The organism is Nostoc sp. FACHB-152, from assembly GCF_014697475.1.
Classification (GTDB): Bacteria; Cyanobacteriota; Cyanobacteriia; order Cyanobacteriales; family Nostocaceae; genus Nostoc_B.
On the sequence record NZ_JACJRV010000105.1, the window covers coordinates 1 to 18,098 of the forward strand.

Below are 18,098 nucleotides of genomic sequence, written 5' to 3' on the forward strand. Positions count from 1 at the left end.
GTTCCCATTGAGATACCATCGCTGATGGTAATTGTGCCGAATATTTGCGGCATCGCTCCGGCAAGTTTTATCCCGACTTCGGCGCGGTGTGCGAGTTTGTTGATTCCCATGTTGCAGGGAGTGATGGTGCTGTAGGCGTTGGATATTCCGACGATGGGTTTGCTGAAGTCTTCGTCTTGAAATCCGACTGCTCTTAGCATCGCTCTATTTGGCGAGCGCTGCACTCCCTGTGTTACTACTTTGCTTCTTAAGTTCTCTGACATCTTATTTCCTTACTCTGCCATCATCGCTGGTGTTGCGATTGTATTATCTAATTTTTTTGTTCATAAGTAGCAAAATATAGCAATCAACTTTTAGGAGATTTTAGTTAAGAAAGGAACAGGAAACGGGGAACAGTTCATTATGTGTTCTCTGTTCCCTATTGCCTGTTGCCTGTTGCCTGTTGCCTTTTAACTGCTACATTATCCATGCAGCTTGAAAAAAATCTTGTTCGCAGAGCATAGCATAACGGTAGGTTGAATAGACTACCTTGTTGTTGGTGGCGTAGTTATTTACTAAACTTTCTAATTGTTGTGTTAATGGGAGAAAATCTGTGCTGCTGTAAGTGCGAATCCAATCTGCATACTGGTGATTTGGAATACCATTACGAGCTAACTGTTCCCCTAAAAAGGAGTACAAACGCATACATGGTGACATCGCTGCCGCAGTTAAACCAACATCACCACTCCAAGCTGTAGCTAATAAAAAATCTGTGTAACGTCGGGTAGCTGCACCTGGTTCTACAGAATGCAAATTTACGCCCCACTTTGTAGCATAGCCTTGATGTAGTTGTAATTCTGCTAAAACTCCACTAACTAAGTTGTGAAATATAGTAAAGCCTTTCCAGTCTGGTGCTTTAGCGGCGGCGATGCTGTAAGCACGGGCAAATGCTTCTAAGAAAAAAGCATCTTGTCCGACGTAGTAAGCAAACTTAGCTGGTTCCAGAGTGCCATCACCTATGCTTTGTACAAAGGGATGCTGGAGACAAGCTTGTGCTAAATCTTGATTTGCTGTCCACAATTCGCTGGATAATGTCATTGATCAAGGGTCATTTTTCCATAGTCATTATTAGGAATTTTAGTGCTTTGATTGAGGCGATAGATAAATTTTGATATATTGTAGACGATATGTCTCAATGAATCAGTTATTAAGAGTCAAGCACTAAATGCAAGGCACACAACTTTCTTTTTTTTCAAACAACGAAGAAGGGCTTAATCCTACCAAAAAAACAAAAACTCCAAAGTTAGGACGTTATGAACGTATCAAACGTGAACTAGAGAAAAATGACCTTGATCCATACAAAATATTTATTGATGTTGATAACCCACTAATACCTACATCTCAATATACTTTCGTGGATCTGTTTTGTGGTGCGGGAGGAATTACACAAGGTTTAGTACAAGCTGGATTACAAGCGTTAGCGAGTGTGGAGATTAATCCAATTGCTTCTGCTACACATCAAAAGAATTTCCCTCAGTGCCATCATTTTTGCGGAGATATTGAATATTTTGAGCCAAAAATTTGGTTGCAACAAATTGGCTCTCCTCAAGTAAATCTTGTTGTTGGTGGGCCTCCTTGTCAGGGATTTTCAGTTGCAGGTAAACGTGATCCCAAAGATCCACGTAATCGTCTTTTTTATGAATTTGTGCGAGTGGTATCAGAAATACGTCCTTGGTATGTGGTTATGGAAAATGTACCAGGAATTCTGACTATTCAAAATGGCAAAGTTAAGCAAGCAATTATTGAAGCTTTTAATTCTATTGGTTATTCTAATGTTTCTGTAGCAATTCTAGAATCTGCTGATTATGGAGTCCCACAGATTAGGCCTAGAGCAATCTTTATTGCTAACCGATTTGGGCTGCAAAATCCCTATCCCAAATCTCAGTTATCATCTGAAGAATACAAATCTATTGAATCAGCTATTTCTGATTTACCAGAATATACTCCAATACCAGAAATTAACCATCAATGGACTAGGCACTCACCAGAGTATATGGAGCGTATTGCTAAAGTACTTCCAGGAGGTTCTTTATATGAGAAATATGTCGATGCTTTCAAGCGACAATATCCGGGTAAGCCAAGTATGACTGTTAAAGAAAATCATGGTGGTACTCATATTCATCCATATCTAAATCGTGTAATTTCAGCCCGCGAAATGGCAAGATTACAGACCTTTCCTGATGCATTTATTTTTGAAGGAACTATGAAAAAAGCTATGTGGCAAATTGGTAATGCTGTACCGCCACGTTTAGCAGAATGTATTGGTTATGCACTTCTACCTTATTTAAATAAGATTGCACGTAACACTGATCATGAAGTTAATTTTAATTCTGTTGCTCAAACTGAGATAGTCTTTGATTGAGCGCATTACGCCACGCTTCAAAATCATACCAACCACATCCGAAACAGCCTTCTTCAGCTTCATTACCACGCTGATATACAGAAGGCCAATTTTCATCTCCTTGATACCAAAAGCGAATACCAAAAGGTGTACCTCTTTTACCAGTTCTGATACATCGCTCACAACTTCTAGACTTTAAAAGATTGTGATTGCCAGAGGTATCTTTTTTCAGTAATTGAAACTTCTGCTTAATTTCAGTATCACTCATAGATATTAAGTGTGGAGGCTCACTTTCTCCCCACCTTTCCATTGGAAATCTATGATCAATTACCAATTCATGTTTTTCTCTTCGCCTTTGTTCTATGACATCTGTATAAGAATAAACCTGTAAAATTTTTTCCACTAAAGATGCTGGTATATTTGATGCAGAATTAGCTGACTTGATTTCTCCTGTCCACCGATCGCCTAAGCGAACTTGTTGACAGCTTGGACAGTAATTCTTTGCCGTTTCAATTACAAGACCTGGACGACTTCTAGTCCCACGCTGTAATCCCTGAATACCTCCACCGCCAGCGTATTGATTTGAGCCTATTTTCTTTCCTTCACATTCTCTACAGTGCCATTGTTGATCTGATAACAGCTTAAAAACTTGTAGTTGAGTTGAATCTTTTTTGAACTGATTCCGAATTGTCTCGGTTAAATTTTTTTCCTCGCTCACTGTATTCTATTAGCTTCTATTTCTAGATGTTCCAGTAGAAGAGAAACACTTATACCTAAACCATTCGCAAGACTAACAAGAGCAGTTAGGGAGGGATTTCTGACTCCGCGTTCTACACCAGATATGTATGTACGATCTAAGTTTGCGCGTAGTCCTAGTTCCTCTTGCGAAATTCCCAATCCTATTCTGCGTTGCCTCACAAGATAACCTAAAGCACTAAGAATCTGTTGTTTCCCTTCATTCATGTGCCAATTTTCAGCATCCATAGACTATCCGTCTACGGACGATGTGTCACATCTCAAAGTATTATCTAAAATCTTTTACGTGAGTCTCTAACTTTGCCTTCGTTGGAGACTCACGTTAAAAAGGCAGAAATTGTAATAATACTGAGCCAAGACTACCTACAAAGTCAAAGAAACTTGGTTTAGATTGAGTAACATTTTCTTTATAAGGTGTTTGTAGTTCTTTGACAAAAGCCTGTGCGGTTTGAGTTCCTGTGCCATTTTGTTGAGTAGTAAATAGCTTTTCGGCTATTTGGGCATCTTCCATCGCACCTTGGCGATCAAAAATTTGGTAACGGGCTATACCACGAGCTAGATAAGCACCAGCGTATTCTGGTTTAGCTGCGATCGCTTGATCAAAATACTTAATTGCTTGTTGATGGTTGCCTTTTTGCCCTTCTGCTATGCCCCAAGCGTAAAACTCTTCTGGTGTCGCAATTTGTAAGGGTATGCCAATTGCACCTTGAAAGTTAGCTCCATTTAAATAAGCACTGGTAAAATCTGCATTTCCTAAATAAGTATTTCTTAAATCTGCACCTACAAGGTTTGCCCCACTCAGCCTAGCTTCAGTTAAATTCGCACCGTATAAACCAGTACCGCTTAAATTCGCACCTCGTAAATCAGCACCAGTTAAATTAGCGCGACTGAGGTTTGCACCTGTGAGATTAGCACCACTTAAATTGGCTCCGGATAAATCAGCCATGACTAAACCTGCGCCTGTCAAGTCACAGTTCTGACATTGTTTGGTTGATAATAATTTTTGCAAATGTTCAGAATTCGCTGCTTGGGCATTTGTACTAATACTGAGGGCGGTTACAAATATGGCTGTTGCTAAGATGTGGTTTTTCATATTTGGTTGTGCAATATTTACTGCTAAAAATCCCAAAATAGGTTATAAATTTATACTTCAGCCTATGATATGAAGACTTTAAGCAGTTTGCCCTCAGTAGATGCCAGCATTACTGATAAAATTGCGTAACAGATAAAATTCCTGGTTTATAAACATGAGTTTCGCTACTAGTACGGTTTGGAGAAGACCAACCCATCTCTGCAATTAAGCTCAGAGCGAAAGTTAAAATAGCTGCTAATAATAGTTTTTCTAACATAATCGTAACCCCCACACCTGCCAAGTTATAAACTAGGCTTATGTATAAGTTAAGTATAATTTATAATTAACCAAAGGCTAAACTACACTTACTTTATCAACAGTGATTAAGATCCGCTTTCTAAGTGATGTTCATCACAGGTAAGGAAGGTGTTCAAAAACTTTCAGTTTTTTGCTTGGTATTTTGACATCGGAAGTTCAATTGTCGAGTTCTGAAGGGGAAGTTTCAGGCTTTAAAGTCCAACTTTCGAGTTCTGAGGTGCAATGTTGGTGTTCTGAAGTTTAATTGTCGAGTTCAGAACACGGAACGCCGAGCTTTTTACTCAAAAAATCAAGCTCAGAACACGGAACGCCGAGTAATTTACTCCAACATCCGAGTTCTGAGCTTCAATTTTGCACCTCTGAGGTGCAACTGTCGAGTTATTTTCTACAACGCTGCTGCTTGAGGCTTGGCTTTCCGAGATTTACGGGCGAATCTTTGTCCCATTTCCTCTACTACTGTATCTAGGCCTCCGGTTTGTCCACTGGCTTTTGCATAGCTGTATACTTGCAACGCGGCTGCATAGGCTTCACTACCCACCGCCAGAGAAGTATCGTCAACCAATTCTTGCAACTGGCTCAACGCCAGCAATAATGGATATAACGCTTCATATAATTGCACATCCTTTCGCATTTCTTCTAGGTCAAAAGAACGGGGTAAAAACTCTGGGTTCTGTGTCGCTATCTCTAATGCTTTGCTGACAAAGGCGCGGCTTTTATCTCCCATCTTGGGTAGAGCTTTTCGCTCTTCGTTACTCAAGTCAATTAAAAATGGTAGCTTTTCTTTAATGGTGGTGATAGCTTGCAACAACACTTCTTTATCATTTACAGTCAGCGTTGCACTTACAGGACTTCTGGACATACACCTTAATCTCCAGTATGGTTGTCTAATTTAGAGTTCCCATATATACAAACAAAATTTCCATACAGAAATCTAGTTTTGATTACACCAACACCGCATCTCACCCCCAGCATTAAACTATAGTTATGTGAAGTGTTCTCATCCCGACTATTTCAAACGAAATTCAGGAGAAACAATAATGACACAAAATATACAAAAGACTGATGTTTTGTATGATAGTGATTTTGTGGCTTGGTGTGAAAGAACTGTAGCTCAACTTAAAGCAAAAGATGTAGACAATCTGGATTTTGATAATTTAATTGAGGAAATTGCAAGTTTGGGTAAGAGCGAAAGAAGGGAATTAAGAAATCACCTACTAGTTTTGATAGCTCATATTCTCAAACGGATGTATGTTAATAGTCCTGAAAACTTCAATGGTTGGGAAGTAACTATTATAGAGCAACGCAAACAACTAAAAGGTTTATTGAAAGACTCGCCAAGTTTAAAACCTTATCTTACACAAATATTCACGGAAGTTTATGCTGATGCTTTAGAGATTGTTGCTGTGGAATATAAACAAACGGAGTTTCCTGATACTTGGCAATTTGATTTTGAAATAGATCCTCTTTTATTTGTCAAATACTGGGAGGCAAATTAAACAGTATCCTAAAAGTATCTCCAGACTTTAGTATAGGAATTAAAAATGGCTTTTAGTAGTTACAAAGATATCGGTGCAGTTCTCAAGGAGTTTCAGATTACCTACACCGAAGCCAATTTTATAGAAGAAGTTGAGTTTAGTATTTCTGACTACTTCCGCGAAGACTTACAAACTGTGATGCAAGACGGTGTACCTAATGCTTCGGAATTTTCAATCTGCGAAAATCTAATTTATCCAGTTCTTAAAGAAGTTTGGAAATGTTATCGTAGTAAATTTGTTTTGTGGGGACATAAATCACTTATCTACGATGAGAATCTCTCAGGCTATCCTGAGTATATTTTAGCTAAACGCTCTCCGTTGGGAAAAGTCGTGTTTGATAAGCCTTATTTTGTGTTAGTTGAGGCGAAGCAAGATAATTTTGCGGCAGGCTGGGCGCAATGTCTGGCTGAAATGGTCGCGGCTCAGAAGTTAAATGATGAAATGGAAGTTACTATTTTTGGAATCGTTTCTAATGGCAAAGATTGGGAATTTGGAAAGTTAGAAAAAACTTTGTTTACACAAAATAAAACTCGTTATTTTATTCAGAATTTAGATGAGCTATTTGCTGCTGTTAACTATGTTTTCAAATCAAGTGAGATGCAGCTACTTGAGTTAGTTGCGTGAAGTTATTAAGTGATGGTTGTGTTTCACGCTCCAGGCGCAGAGGCGCAGAGAGTTTGAGATTCTATGAAAAAACCATCACCCAGATACACAGTAATTTTGGTAATCTGTTGGGTGATGGCTATGAGCTTGTGGTTACAAGCATTAATTAAGAACTAAAAAGAACTATCCGATCGCAGAGATAGTTACACCAGTGACGGCTATAGCACCAGCGATCGCACTTGCAACAAGTGAGGTGAGTGCTGTTCCAAATAGCCACCAAGCGGCGTTAGCAACAGTTTTCTTGGTTTCCTCAGCTTGTTTTTTAGCTTGTTCTTTGATGCTGTGTAAGCGTTCTTTGGTAATTTGCTGAATGCGTTCAGCCCTTTCGAGGACGCTATCGCGTGCGGCTTCGATTTGGTTGATAATTCGGTTAGCGTCTTCCTCAGAAATATCTTCACGAGAACTGATCAGTGCAACTAAGGTATCACGATCAAAATGACTCAGGCGATCGCGCAATCCTTCAAATCCGGCTTGGGGGTCATCAAACACCTTCGCAAAATCATGTTTGATGTCTTCATAATTCAGTTCAGGACGATTGAGGGAGTTAAGATAGTTGCGAATTCTACCTGTAACTTTTTCAGTCGCCGATTGAATTCCTTGCTGAATCTGCTGGTATTGTTTGACAATGCCATCACGTGCCGATTCTATTTGATCAGCAATGCGATTAACTTCCTCTTCGGAAATATCCTCACGTTGGGATAATAACGCCACCAATGTAGAACGGTCAACTTGAGAAAAGCGATCGCTTAACTGACCAATTCCAGCGCGGGGATCTCGCAACAGTAGTTGTAAGTCGCGCTTAATACTATCTGGGTTGAGTTCTTCTTTATTGGTATTACGAAGATAATCTTCCAGATTCGCTTCAAAATCGACAACTCGCTGAATGCCACGTTTTGCCAAGCGGCGCGGTGCTTTGATAATATCTCGAATAGCATCTTGGGCTTGGTCAATTGTCTGTTGAACTTGTTCTTCGCTTAAGTCTTGGCGTTGGCTGACGAGTTTGACTAAGGTTTCTCGGTCAACTTGCGATAAGCGATCGCGGATTGCAGAAAATCCTTCTTTGGGATCAACCAGCAATTTTTCTAAATCTTGGCGAATACCTTCTGGGTTGAGTTCTTCCAGGTTGGTGTTGCGGAGATAATCAGCGATCGCAGTTGTGGTTTGTTCGTACTGTTCTTTAGCTTTGTCTGCTATGACTTGCGGGGTTTGCAAGATATTATCTCTAACTGCTTCAAGCTGATCGAGAATTTGATTAACTTCATCCTCATTCAAATCTTGACGCTGAGAAAGTAGACTTACTAAAGTATCGCGGTCAAACTGTGATAAACGCTGACGCAGCAAGTTAAATCCAGTTTGAGGGTCTTGCAGTAAAGTGCTGAAATCACGGCGAATACTTTCAGGATTGAGTTCTTCCTTATTAGTATTGCGTAGATAGCCTTCTACTCTTTGGCGTAATTCTTCAGTTTGGGTTCTAGCTTGTTCTTCTAATTGATTCACGACAGAATCACGAACACTTTCTAGTTGATTCAGCAGATTATTCGCTTCTTCCTCACTGAAGTCTTGACGTTGCATCAACACTTGCAAAAAGACTTCGCGGTCAAATCCCTGCAAGCGTCCATTGAAATCTTCAAAATTAGCGTTTAATTCTGTCAGTAATTTAGAAAAATCTCGCTCAACCGCTTCCGAGTTCAGTTCTTTTTTATCAGTCGAACGTAGATAATTTTCAATGAGGTTCCGCAAATCTTGACTTTTATCTTTAACTTCCGCCTGTTGCAAAGTTTCTAAAACTTCTTGGCGAATTTCTTCCATCTGTTGCGAAATTTCTTTAACTCTGGCTTCGCTAATATCACTGCGGCGGATGAGCAAATTAGCAAACTCTTCTTGGCTGAATCCCTCTAATTCCCGGCGCATAGTTGCTGCGTCTGCTTGTGGGTCATAGATAACATCGCGGAATTCATCTTTAATTGTGATGCGGTTAAAGTGCCAAGGTAAAGAATTTTGGATGTAAGATTCTACATCTTGACGGTAGTTAGAGGATGATGAATTACCTCTTGCTTTAGTAGTTTTTTCGACAGTCTCTTGGATTTGATGAGTAATATCCTCAATATCTAGATCTTGAACTTTATCTTTCAGCTTTTGTAACTGATTGGTAATTTTGTTCACATCTATGTTAGAGGTATTTACTCTTTCTAAGACTATTGGTAAAGCAGCACTTAAGCCAGATTGAATGGCTTGTTTTAGTACTCCGTTACTGCCGTTACCGTTACCGCCTACGGTGACTAATTCTTGCAAGCGATCGCCTAATGCATCTGATTGTAACTCTTCAGGCGTTGCCGATGTTAGTAAGTTAATCACTTGCTGTGCTGGATTTCGTTTAGCTACAGTTTGCTTCCAAGCACCTTCTAATTGGTCAGCAATTTTATTGACATCAGCTTTAGAAAAATCTGTGCGACTGCTAATTAAATCAACAAAAGTTTGACGATTGAAATTTTGTGCTAAATCACTATCAAAGTCTACGTCACTGAATATTTTATCAAATTGGCTGCGGATATCATTAAAATCTAGTTGTGGCCTTTGGAGATTAGCCAAAGAACTTTGCAGTGTATTTTGAATACTACTAACATCAAAACCAGAAGTTAATTCTCTCCGCACTGCGGCTGTAATATCTTCCACAGTCGAAACCATCTGTTTTTTGGCAACATTTGCGCCTACAGCACTAGTTGCAGTTCCCATTAGGGCTTTAAAGCCAGAATTGGCTGTACTAGCAACAGCACCGATTAAGGAACCTACTGTTGAAGAACCTAACCATACTACTAATGAAAAGTATGCAGCCCAGATAACTACGCCAATAATTGAGCCTAAAAATGCACTTTCAATTAAGCTAAGTTTTACGGCGAAAAAACAAGCGATAAATAATGCAATACTAGAAGTTATTAATGCCCAAATACCAACTTGGTTTTCTACTTTGCGAATTGTTTCACCAAGGCTTTCTGAGTCATCACTAGAAGAGGAATCACTTCCTATATATGAAATTCCGGCAGCAACTGAAAAGTTGGTTAATAATAGTTGAAAGGCAAATGCCATTAAGACACCAGCTAACAATGCAACTAAAAATTTAGGGCCGGAAAATACAACTGATACTTCTTCTGGCGTTACTCTTTCCTGTACCTGGGCTATGGCTGCTAATCCACCATTCAGCCAATGCCATCCTAAAGAATTTTCCACAATTTGAAGCATAGTATTTTCTCACTCATGCTCATTAAATTCCAGTTACTTTTAAAGCAACTGGCTTACTTCCTACGCTAATGACCAAATTCTTTAGCTAACACTTTCTTAGGGGGTAAAGTATGTGTCCATAAGTCATACTTTTAGATGAAGCTAAGTTAGCCTCATCCTATAGTTGGATTATTTAATTCTTTTAAACAAACCGCCAAGTACGCCAAGTGCGCTAAAGAAGAAAAGAAGTTTTTATCTGCGTTTATTGGCGGTTATTTAATATCAAATAACAAAAGGTTCCTGTTGATGATTGTGCCATTGCCGTTGATACCACTCTGCCACTAAAGGACGAACAGTAAATTTAGGATGTTGTTCACCTTTGACATCAATCCGCAGACATGAATAAGGTCGGCGTTTTTGGGAACCGTGACCATTGCGACCAACATATAGATGCGATCGCGCAATTAATTTATTTCCCTCTACTAAATCAGCACCTTCAGGTCTTTGTCGGCGCAGACTAAAGCCACTTCCGCCACAAACAATCCAGTTGATAAATGAATCTGCGTGTCCGGTGTCATAGGTTTGCAGATATTCTAAGCAATGAGCATGGCCGTTTAATACTAAATCTACTACAGCGCGGCCTTGAGTTAAGTCCCCAATTGTTTCGGCTACTGCATCGAATACATCACGCAAGCGATTGCGAATCGCCAAGGTTTGTGCTTGTTCCCATTTGGTCGCCTCAGTCACATAGGGAGGATGATGGAAATAAACCACGCGTCCGCGCACATCTGAGTTCTGCCAAGATTGGATTAGTCTCTGTTTCAGCCATTCCAACTGTTCTACGTCAGTGTGGGTTGTTTGTTGCGGTGCTAATTGTTTGTCAATATCAACAATAATTTCTTCAATTTGCGACAGCTTAACGTATAAGTCATCTAAATCTTCCGCTTCGCTGGGGTTATCAGGATTCAGCTTGCTAGATTTTTCTAAGATTTGCTGCTTTTGCTGTTCATATTCTTGACGGCGTTGTTCTAAATTTCTCCTTTCTGCGTCGCCTGCTGCGGTTTGGGGTAGTGGTGGCGGGTCGTTGAATGTGTTGGAATCTAAAGCAAAGAAGTCAATACCACCATAACGAAAGGTGTAATAACGATTGGGCAAACGAGTAAAATGTCCTGGCTGGTAGGATAGACAACGACCTGTTTCTGTCTTGGCTGTATAGTAGGTATCTAAATGTCGGTCTAAATCTCCAGGAAATTTAAAGGCGTTGAGATAATCGAGAAATGCCTTGGCGTAAGCATCACCTGTTTTTGAACCGTGTAAACCAACATCCATATCTAAGCGCGATCGCAATAAGCGACGGATAGGTAATGTTGTTACAGACAGTAAGCTAAAGACAATCGGCAAATCGTAATAATCGTGGTTTCCTGGTACAGGCAGAATCGGCAAGCGGAAAACCATCTGATCGTAAGCTATTTGCTTGGGATGCTCGCCACCTAAGAGATACTCTTTATAAGGCTGAATAAAGTTTTGTTGATAATACTCACTTGACCCGACTAAATAAATAACATCACCTGTATGCAGCATAAAGCGGCAGTCATCCAGATGGGGTAATGTTAGTTCTGCTACCCGCCTTTGGGGATTCTGCCCGCCATGTCTACCTGAACCGCTATCTCCTACTACCAAAAATGAAAATTCCCCATCATCAGCGTGACCATCTTCCATAACAAACTGGGTTTGGTCAATGCCACGCTTTTTGATTAACGGATCTTGCCAGCGTACTCGCTGGTTCATCTTCTGAATTTTTTTAGCGATCGCCGGATCAGAAACAAGTTTCAAAACAGTTTACTCCTTTAACGCTGCTGTGTCTTCCTCTTCCTCCTGATTCCCCTCTGGATTTTTCCACTCAATCACTAAATTAGGCAGTCCGTCTAGTTTTTCCGCTACTTCAGCTTCTTCTATTGTTGGCACAAAAACTTTCAAGCCGGCTGGTACACATTTGACTTCTATTGGTGTTGTGCCGACTATTTCACCATCCACGACAACTTTCTGCACTGGGTCAGTGGTGATTTTAAATTGTTTGGCGCGGAGATAGCCTATATCATCCCGGTCGGTAGCATTACCCGCAGAAGCACTTTGAAATAGATGATAGGTAGCGGCGATCGCACCCGCTTTATTTACTGGTGCAACTATTGTTAAATCTAATAATCCATCATCATAAATAATTCCTGCTGGCCCGTGCGCTAAAACAGAAGTCGCCGGTGCAGCGTTAGCCACTGTTACAGCTGCGGCGGTGGTTTTAATTATCTTTTCGTCTGTCTCTATCTCTACATCAAAACTCTGTAATTCTCTTAGCTGCTGGAATCCCGCTAAGATGTAAGCAATAATGCCAAAGCGGTTTTTGGCTTCGCGGTTGGCTTTTTCGACAGTTTCCGCCTCAAAGCCTACCCCTGCTAGTAATATCATTGGGCGATCGTTGCAATAAGCGACATCTACATTCCGAGTCACTCCTTGTAAAATTGTTTGGCAGGCTGCCTCAATTGTGTCCGGAATTCCTAACGCTGTGGCAAAAGCATTCGCTGTCCCCCGCGAAATTATCCCAAAGGGAATATTAGAATTTATCGCTGCTGCTGCTGCTGCTGAGAGAGTTCCATCTCCCCCAGAAGCGATAATTTCGCTAACTCCCCGTTCAACTGCGGCATAAGCTAGTTCATCAGCATCAATTTCTTCAGTTGTGAAATGAATATCTAATTCAATAGTTGGTTCTAATAATGCTCGAATCTCTATCAGTTCTTGTTCTGGGTTACCCTGACCCGCAACAGGATTAAAGATAAGGCAGGCGGAACGATTCATAAATGTAAAATAATAAGCTGCGATCGCTAAAATACCAAACTATAACTATCACTTTTAGAAAAATCTAACTTCCCTCTAACGACAGGTTTGAGAATTGGTAGACTGTAGCAATTTTATTTATTCGGTTAAATTAGATGGACACTTACTTAGACAAGGAATGTTTCTATGCGTCTGTTATTACCTTTGATCGTCAGTACCTTGACTCTTAGCAGTTTTGCGACTACTCTAACACTGGCAAATCCACCTTTAGCACAAAAACTCAATTGTAACGAAGCTCAAACTCAACTAGAAATTAATAACTGCGCTCATTTGTCATATCAAAATGCTGATAAAAAATTGAACCGAGCTTATAAACAACTGTTACCAAAGTTGTCAAAATCTAGACAACAAAAATTAATTGCGGCACAGTTAGCATGGATTAAGTTTCGTGACGCTAGTTGCGAGTTTGAAAGAAGCCAATATGAAGGTGGAAGTATTGCTCCTACTATTTATTCCACCTGCCTGGAAGCAGTAACAAAACAGCGTACTCAACAATTAGTTGGATATCTCGAAAATCCCAATTAATTAACCCTGCTATAGCAGTCCTAAATGAGTTACAAACAAATCCAACCCCTATTTTCTACCTTTGCCAGTAGTTGATAAATCAAATAGGATTGCTATCTTAGAGGACTCATGTTTGATTTGGGAAAAAAATCAGTACATTGTTACCTATTGCCTATTGCCTATTACCTCTTGCCTAACTACACCGGATTTCTCTATAGGACTCATATTTGATTTGAGAAAAAAATCAGTACATTGTCGCCTACCTTCTTTGCTATTGCCTATTGCCTATTCCCTATTGCCTGACTACACAAGTAGTTCAGTAATCAAACCAGATTCCTATAGCTGTTAAGTTATTAAAAATAACGTAAAAAAATGTAAAGCTAATCAAAAATAAAATTATGTTTAATTAAGCGATCGCAATCCGTTCAGTCACTCGCTGCGGTAGTCTAGATGAATGTGAATGTATCGCCTGGTTTGACATACAGTTATTATGACTTCAGTTGTTAAGAGTCCTACTCGCACGATTCGTATTGGTTCTCGTAAAAGTCAACTTGCTCTAGTTCAGACATACTGGGTAAGAGAGCAATTACAAAAAAGTTACCCAGATATTAATTTTGAAGTCCACACCATGTCTACCCAAGGCGACAAAATTTTAGATGTAGCGTTGGCGAAGATTGGTGATAAAGGTTTATTTACCAAAGAACTTGAACTGGGAATGATCAATAAAGAAATTGATTTTGCAGTTCATTCCCTCAAGGATCTGCCGACTAATTTACCAGAAGGCTTAACACTAGCAGCCATCACCGAACGGGAAAATCCCGCCGATGCCTTAGTTGTCCATGAAAAGCACAAAGACAAGCAAATTGAAACCTTGCCAGAGGGTGCAGTAATTGGCACATCTTCACTGCGACGGTTAGCACAATTACGCAATCGTTTTCCCCACTTCACATTTAAAGATGTGCGCGGCAACTTAAATACCCGCTTGGCAAAACTAGATGCTGGTGAATACGATGCCTTGATTTTAGCAGCCGCCGGATTACAACGCTTAGGTATGGGCGATCGCGTTCATCAAGTTCTTCCCGCAGAAATTTCTCTCCATGCGGTTGGTCAAGGCGCGTTAGGCATAGAATGTCGTGCTGATGATACCGATTTGATATCCTTACTCAAAGCCATTGAACACCCCGAAACCCGCGATCGTTGTTTAGCAGAGAGAGCATTTTTGCGCGACCTCGAAGGTGGTTGTCAAGTACCCATTGGTGTAAATACAGAAATTCTGGATGGCAATTTAACACTCACAGGTATAGTTGCCAGTGTAGATGGCCAAAAACTGGTAAAAGATACCGTAACAGGGTCAGCCAGCAACGCCGAAGCGTTGGGTACAGAATTAGCCAACCGCCTGCGGGAACAAGGCGCACAAGAAATCCTTGAACAGATTTTCACCGAGATCCAACGGGGTTCTTAGAAATACTGGTAAACAGATGTGGTTAGATAAGAATTGAGTCAAAAGGATGAAGTGTAAAGGCTAAAGGATCAAAAAATCGGTACATACCTCATCCGCATCTAGCGCGAACAAGATGAGTTTTGTCCGAGATTGCTTTCCCATACTTTCAACATTAGGAGTACCTTTATACTTCAGACTTCAGACTTTAGACTTCAGAAAATATAGGCAGAACCGGGGAAACAACAAAGACCATGCGGATTCTATTCGTTGCAGCAGAAGCAGCACCCGTTGCGAAAGTAGGAGGAATGGGTGATGTTGTGGGAGCATTACCTAAAGTCTTAAGAGAAATGGGGCATGATGTCCGCATATTCCTGCCTTACTACGGCTTTTTGCCAGATAAAATGGAAATCCCCAAAGACCCGATTTGGTGGGGTTATGCAATGTTTCAGACCTTTGCAGTTTACGAAAGTGTGCTGCCCGGTACTGATGTTCCCTTGTATTTATTTGGACATCCTGCTTTTGATCCGCGTCGCATCTATTCTGGAGAAGACGAAGAATGGCGGTTCACCTTTTTTGCTAATGGTGCGGCTGAATTCTGCTGGAATTACTGGAAGCCAGACATCATCCACTGTCATGATTGGCATACAGGGATGATACCCGTGTGGATGAACCAAGATCCAGATATCACCACTGTATTTACTATTCATAACTTGGCTTATCAAGGACCGTGGCGTTGGTATCTAGAGAAAATTACTTGGTGTCCTTGGTATATGCAAGGACACAACACAATGGCAGCAGCAGTGCAATTTGCTGACAGGGTGAACACTGTTTCCCCAACTTATGCCGAACAAATCAAGACACCAGCTTATGGTGAAACTATTGAAGGTTTGCTGTCATTCATTAGCGGTAAGCTATCAGGGATTGTCAATGGGATTGATACAGAGGTTTACAACCCAGCCAACGATAAATATATTGCTCAAACCTTTACTACTGATAGTTTAGATCAACGCAAGAAGAACAAAATTTCTTTGCAAGAAGAAATGGGGTTAGAAGTTAACTCCAACGCCTTTTTAATTGGGATGGTCAGCCGATTAGTCGAGCAAAAAGGCTTGGATTTGGTCATCCAAATTTTAGACCGCTTCATGGCGTATACAGATGCCCAATTTGTGCTGTTAGGGACAGGCGATCGCTATTATGAAACTCAAATGTGGCAATTAGCATCTCGCTATTCCGGACGTATGGCGACTTACTTGCTGTATAACGATGCCCTATCACGTCGGATATATGCTGGTACTGATGCGTTCTTAATGCCCAGCCGTTTTGAACCTTGCGGAATTAGCCAAATGATGGCAATGCGTTACGGTTCAGTTCCCATCGTCCGCCGCACCGGGGGATTAGTTGATACCGTATCGCACCACGACCCAATCAACGAAGCTGGTACTGGTTATTGCTTCGACCGCTATGAAGCATTGGATTTGTTTACCTGCATGATTCGCGCTTGGGAAGGTTTTCGTTACAAACCCCAGTGGAAGGAACTGCAAAAACGCGGTATGAATCAAGACTTTAGTTGGTATCGCTCTGCCAAGGAATACGATAAACTTTATCGTTCAATGTATGGCTTACCCGACCCAGAAGAACAAGCACCACAACCAGAGTTAGTATTGAATCAGTAAGCTTTTTTCAACGCAAAGATTAACGCAGAGGAAAACTCAGTGTTCTTCTGCGTTAATTATTCTTGCGTCTTGAGAACCAACGTAGCTGGCGCGAAGCTATCTAGGTTCTCCAAAAATTTTATTCCAGCTTGACTGGCGAAGCGATCGCGTCGAACTACTATTAATCGCTAAAATCTTTATAACGCAATCATTCCCTAGTATTTTATCTATCTCGTAACGAATTAGAGATTTTGAGAATAAGTAAGTCGGTGGGAAAAAACAAAACTATCTTAAGAAAGATTAAATAGATTAAAACCCTCTTCCCTCCTGCCTTACTCCAACTACAAATATTTAAGCCGTTCTACTTATAGCAACTCTAAATTAGATTCAATCAAACCGGATTTCCATAGTCGGATAGATCCATATAAGTTTCTTATTTTTTTCATTTAAACTACATTATCAATCACCTCCGGCTTTTAATTTATTTGAACTATGACAATCAAGACAGTATTGTTGATTGATGATGAACCAACCATTCGAGAACTTGTACAAATCTGTTTAAATGATTTGGTGGGATGGAATGTTGTCACTGCGACCTCAGCACAGTCTGGGCTGAAGCAACTAGAAACTCTACGCCCTGATGTTATCCTGCTGGATGTTGTCATGCCAGGTATGGATGTTAACTCGTTTCTGCACAGATTGCATGAACAAGCTTCATGGAAAAATATTCCCGTTATTTTATTGAGTGTGATGGCCGATTTTTTCACATCGCAACAACTTCAGCAGCTAGGTGTTGTTGATGCAATTGCGAAACCCTTTAATCCCTTAGTTTTACCTGAACAGATAACTCAAGCCTTAGGGTGGCCTTCACAGCCGAAGTATCAACTAACTCCATGAGTATCCATAACATAAAAGTTATCACATCCTTATAAGTTTCTTATTTTTGCCTGGTATTTTGATAGGGATAAACTGAGGAGAGTCTGTTGATACCTATCAATAATGTGTAAAATTATGTACTAGCGGTTATCTATTTATTAGCGATCGCTCAAAATGCTTTATATTTAAAAATAAAATTAAAAAACGGAGGATAATCGCACCTAAAAAAATAGAATACCCTACAAAAATTGTAGCTAAACAAAGATTTAAATAACTCAAATATTGCCAATCACTTGTTATGTAAAGTGGTAGTATTAAACTTCAATTGTGTCTTGATTGAAGCTTTATATCTTGTTTTGCAACAATTTTATATACAATCCATCGGCTAATTTATTTCGTGCGAACACTGAGATCTAATGAATAGTTATCTATAATTTCTCGGCGTACCTAAATTCCGAAAATCAGTTCAGTAAATTTTGCATCTACAAAAGGTTACTGCTACAAAACCTATGGAATTACACCAAGCTAAAACGAAAAGAAGACGTGGAGTTGTACTAACTCCTATGGGACTGCAAAGATTACAGGCAGCGATTTTATCATGGGAAATAGTTGAAAATAAAGGTAATCGCTTAACTCTAGAACAATTGAGCAGACAAATCAATGTTTCCACTAAAACCCTAAATCGATTGTGGTCTTTAAGTGCCAGTGTCGATCACAAAACTTTGAAATTATGTTTTAGTGCTTTTAACTTAGAAGTAGATGAAAACGATTACACAGTTTTAAACGAAGAAAATGAAAC

Annotated in this window: 17 protein-coding genes and 1 pseudogene; 8 read left to right on the forward strand and 10 right to left on the reverse strand. The window is 40.1% G+C overall.

Annotated features, from left to right (window positions below):
- Both H6G76_RS32835 and H6G76_RS32840 read right to left on the reverse strand, forming a co-directional pair.
- Positions 1-263 (reverse strand): dihydroxy-acid dehydratase (locus H6G76_RS32835; protein ID WP_190709788.1); only part of this gene is annotated, 263 nt, incomplete at its 3' end.
- A gap of 193 nt (positions 264-456) precedes the next feature.
- Positions 457-1,077, reverse strand: coding sequence for a TenA family protein (locus tag H6G76_RS32840; protein WP_190710208.1), 621 nt, complete (start codon positions 1,075-1,077; stop codon positions 457-459).
- Between the two features lie 127 nt (positions 1,078-1,204).
- On the opposite strand from H6G76_RS32840, the gene H6G76_RS32845 reads away from it, so the two are divergent.
- On the forward strand, positions 1,205-2,401 hold the full coding sequence (locus H6G76_RS32845) for a DNA cytosine methyltransferase (protein ID WP_190710209.1): 1,197 nt from the start codon (positions 1,205-1,207) through the stop codon (positions 2,399-2,401).
- On the opposite strand, the gene H6G76_RS32850 is transcribed toward H6G76_RS32845, so the two are convergent.
- From H6G76_RS32850 to H6G76_RS32870, 5 genes are all read right to left on the reverse strand, one after another.
- On the reverse strand, positions 2,364-3,098 hold the full coding sequence (locus H6G76_RS32850; RefSeq protein ID WP_190710211.1) for a restriction endonuclease: 735 nt from the start codon (positions 3,096-3,098) through the stop codon (positions 2,364-2,366). The genes H6G76_RS32845 and H6G76_RS32850 overlap by 38 nt on opposite strands.
- Positions 3,095-3,364 carry a helix-turn-helix transcriptional regulator gene (locus H6G76_RS32855; protein ID WP_313934874.1) on the reverse strand — a complete coding sequence of 90 codons (270 nt, stop codon included), beginning with the start codon at positions 3,362-3,364 and terminating at the stop codon, positions 3,095-3,097. The genes H6G76_RS32850 and H6G76_RS32855 overlap by 4 nt, the downstream gene beginning before the upstream one ends.
- 94 nt (positions 3,365-3,458) lie before the next feature.
- Positions 3,459-4,229 (reverse strand): pentapeptide repeat-containing protein, encoded by a 771-nt coding sequence (locus tag H6G76_RS32860; RefSeq protein WP_190710213.1) that lies wholly within the window; start codon positions 4,227-4,229, stop codon positions 3,459-3,461.
- 109 nt (positions 4,230-4,338) lie between these two features.
- Complete coding sequence (locus tag H6G76_RS32865; protein ID WP_190710216.1) at positions 4,339-4,485, reverse strand: hypothetical protein; 147 nt, start codon at positions 4,483-4,485, stop codon at positions 4,339-4,341.
- Positions 4,486-4,911: 426 nt separating this feature from the next.
- The gene (locus H6G76_RS32870) at positions 4,912-5,385 is read right to left on the reverse strand and encodes a hypothetical protein (RefSeq protein ID WP_190710218.1); all 474 of its coding nucleotides are present in this window, start codon (positions 5,383-5,385) and stop codon (positions 4,912-4,914) included.
- Positions 5,386-5,563: 178 nt separating this feature from the next.
- On the opposite strand from H6G76_RS32870, the gene H6G76_RS32875 reads away from it, so the two are divergent.
- Together H6G76_RS32875 and H6G76_RS32880 are read left to right on the forward strand one after the other, a co-directional pair.
- Positions 5,564-6,022 (forward strand): DUF29 domain-containing protein, encoded by a 459-nt coding sequence (locus H6G76_RS32875; RefSeq protein WP_190710220.1) that lies wholly within the window; start codon positions 5,564-5,566, stop codon positions 6,020-6,022.
- A gap of 45 nt (positions 6,023-6,067) precedes the next feature.
- Entirely contained in the window at positions 6,068-6,685 is a 618-nt protein-coding gene (locus tag H6G76_RS32880; protein ID WP_190710222.1) for a hypothetical protein, read from the forward strand.
- Positions 6,686-6,847: 162 nt separating this feature from the next.
- On the opposite strand, the gene H6G76_RS32885 is transcribed toward H6G76_RS32880, so the two are convergent.
- From H6G76_RS32885 to H6G76_RS32895, 3 genes are all read right to left on the reverse strand, one after another.
- Positions 6,848-9,961 (reverse strand): MFS transporter, encoded by a 3,114-nt coding sequence (locus H6G76_RS32885; protein WP_190710224.1) that lies wholly within the window; start codon positions 9,959-9,961, stop codon positions 6,848-6,850.
- A 261-nt stretch (positions 9,962-10,222) separates the two neighbouring features.
- A complete protein-coding gene (locus tag H6G76_RS32890; protein ID WP_190710226.1) occupies positions 10,223-11,773 on the reverse strand; it encodes a metallophosphoesterase in 1,551 nt (516 codons plus the stop codon).
- A gap of 6 nt (positions 11,774-11,779) precedes the next feature.
- A complete protein-coding gene (locus H6G76_RS32895) occupies positions 11,780-12,787 on the reverse strand; it encodes a YegS/Rv2252/BmrU family lipid kinase (protein ID WP_190710228.1) in 1,008 nt (335 codons plus the stop codon).
- Between the two features lie 165 nt (positions 12,788-12,952).
- Here H6G76_RS32895 and H6G76_RS32900 point away from each other — a divergent pair, with 165 nt between their 5' ends.
- The 5 genes and pseudogenes from H6G76_RS32900 to H6G76_RS32920 form a co-directional block, all read left to right on the forward strand.
- Positions 12,953-13,351, forward strand: a complete 399-nt coding sequence (locus H6G76_RS32900; RefSeq protein WP_190710230.1) for a lysozyme inhibitor LprI family protein — start codon at positions 12,953-12,955, stop codon at positions 13,349-13,351.
- Positions 13,352-13,820: 469 nt separating this feature from the next.
- The gene (gene hemC, locus H6G76_RS32905; RefSeq protein WP_190710232.1) at positions 13,821-14,792 is read left to right on the forward strand and encodes a hydroxymethylbilane synthase; all 972 of its coding nucleotides are present in this window, start codon (positions 13,821-13,823) and stop codon (positions 14,790-14,792) included.
- Positions 14,793-15,022: 230 nt separating this feature from the next.
- Positions 15,023-16,444: a glycogen synthase GlgA gene (gene glgA / locus H6G76_RS32910; RefSeq protein WP_190710233.1), complete on the forward strand. Its 1,422-nt coding sequence runs from the start codon at positions 15,023-15,025 to the stop codon at positions 16,442-16,444.
- 471 nt (positions 16,445-16,915) lie between these two features.
- Positions 16,916-17,320, forward strand: coding sequence for a response regulator (locus H6G76_RS32915; RefSeq protein ID WP_190710235.1), 405 nt, complete (start codon positions 16,916-16,918; stop codon positions 17,318-17,320).
- Between the two features lie 488 nt (positions 17,321-17,808).
- Positions 17,809-18,098: pseudogene (locus H6G76_RS32920) on the forward strand (hypothetical protein); the annotation flags it as partial.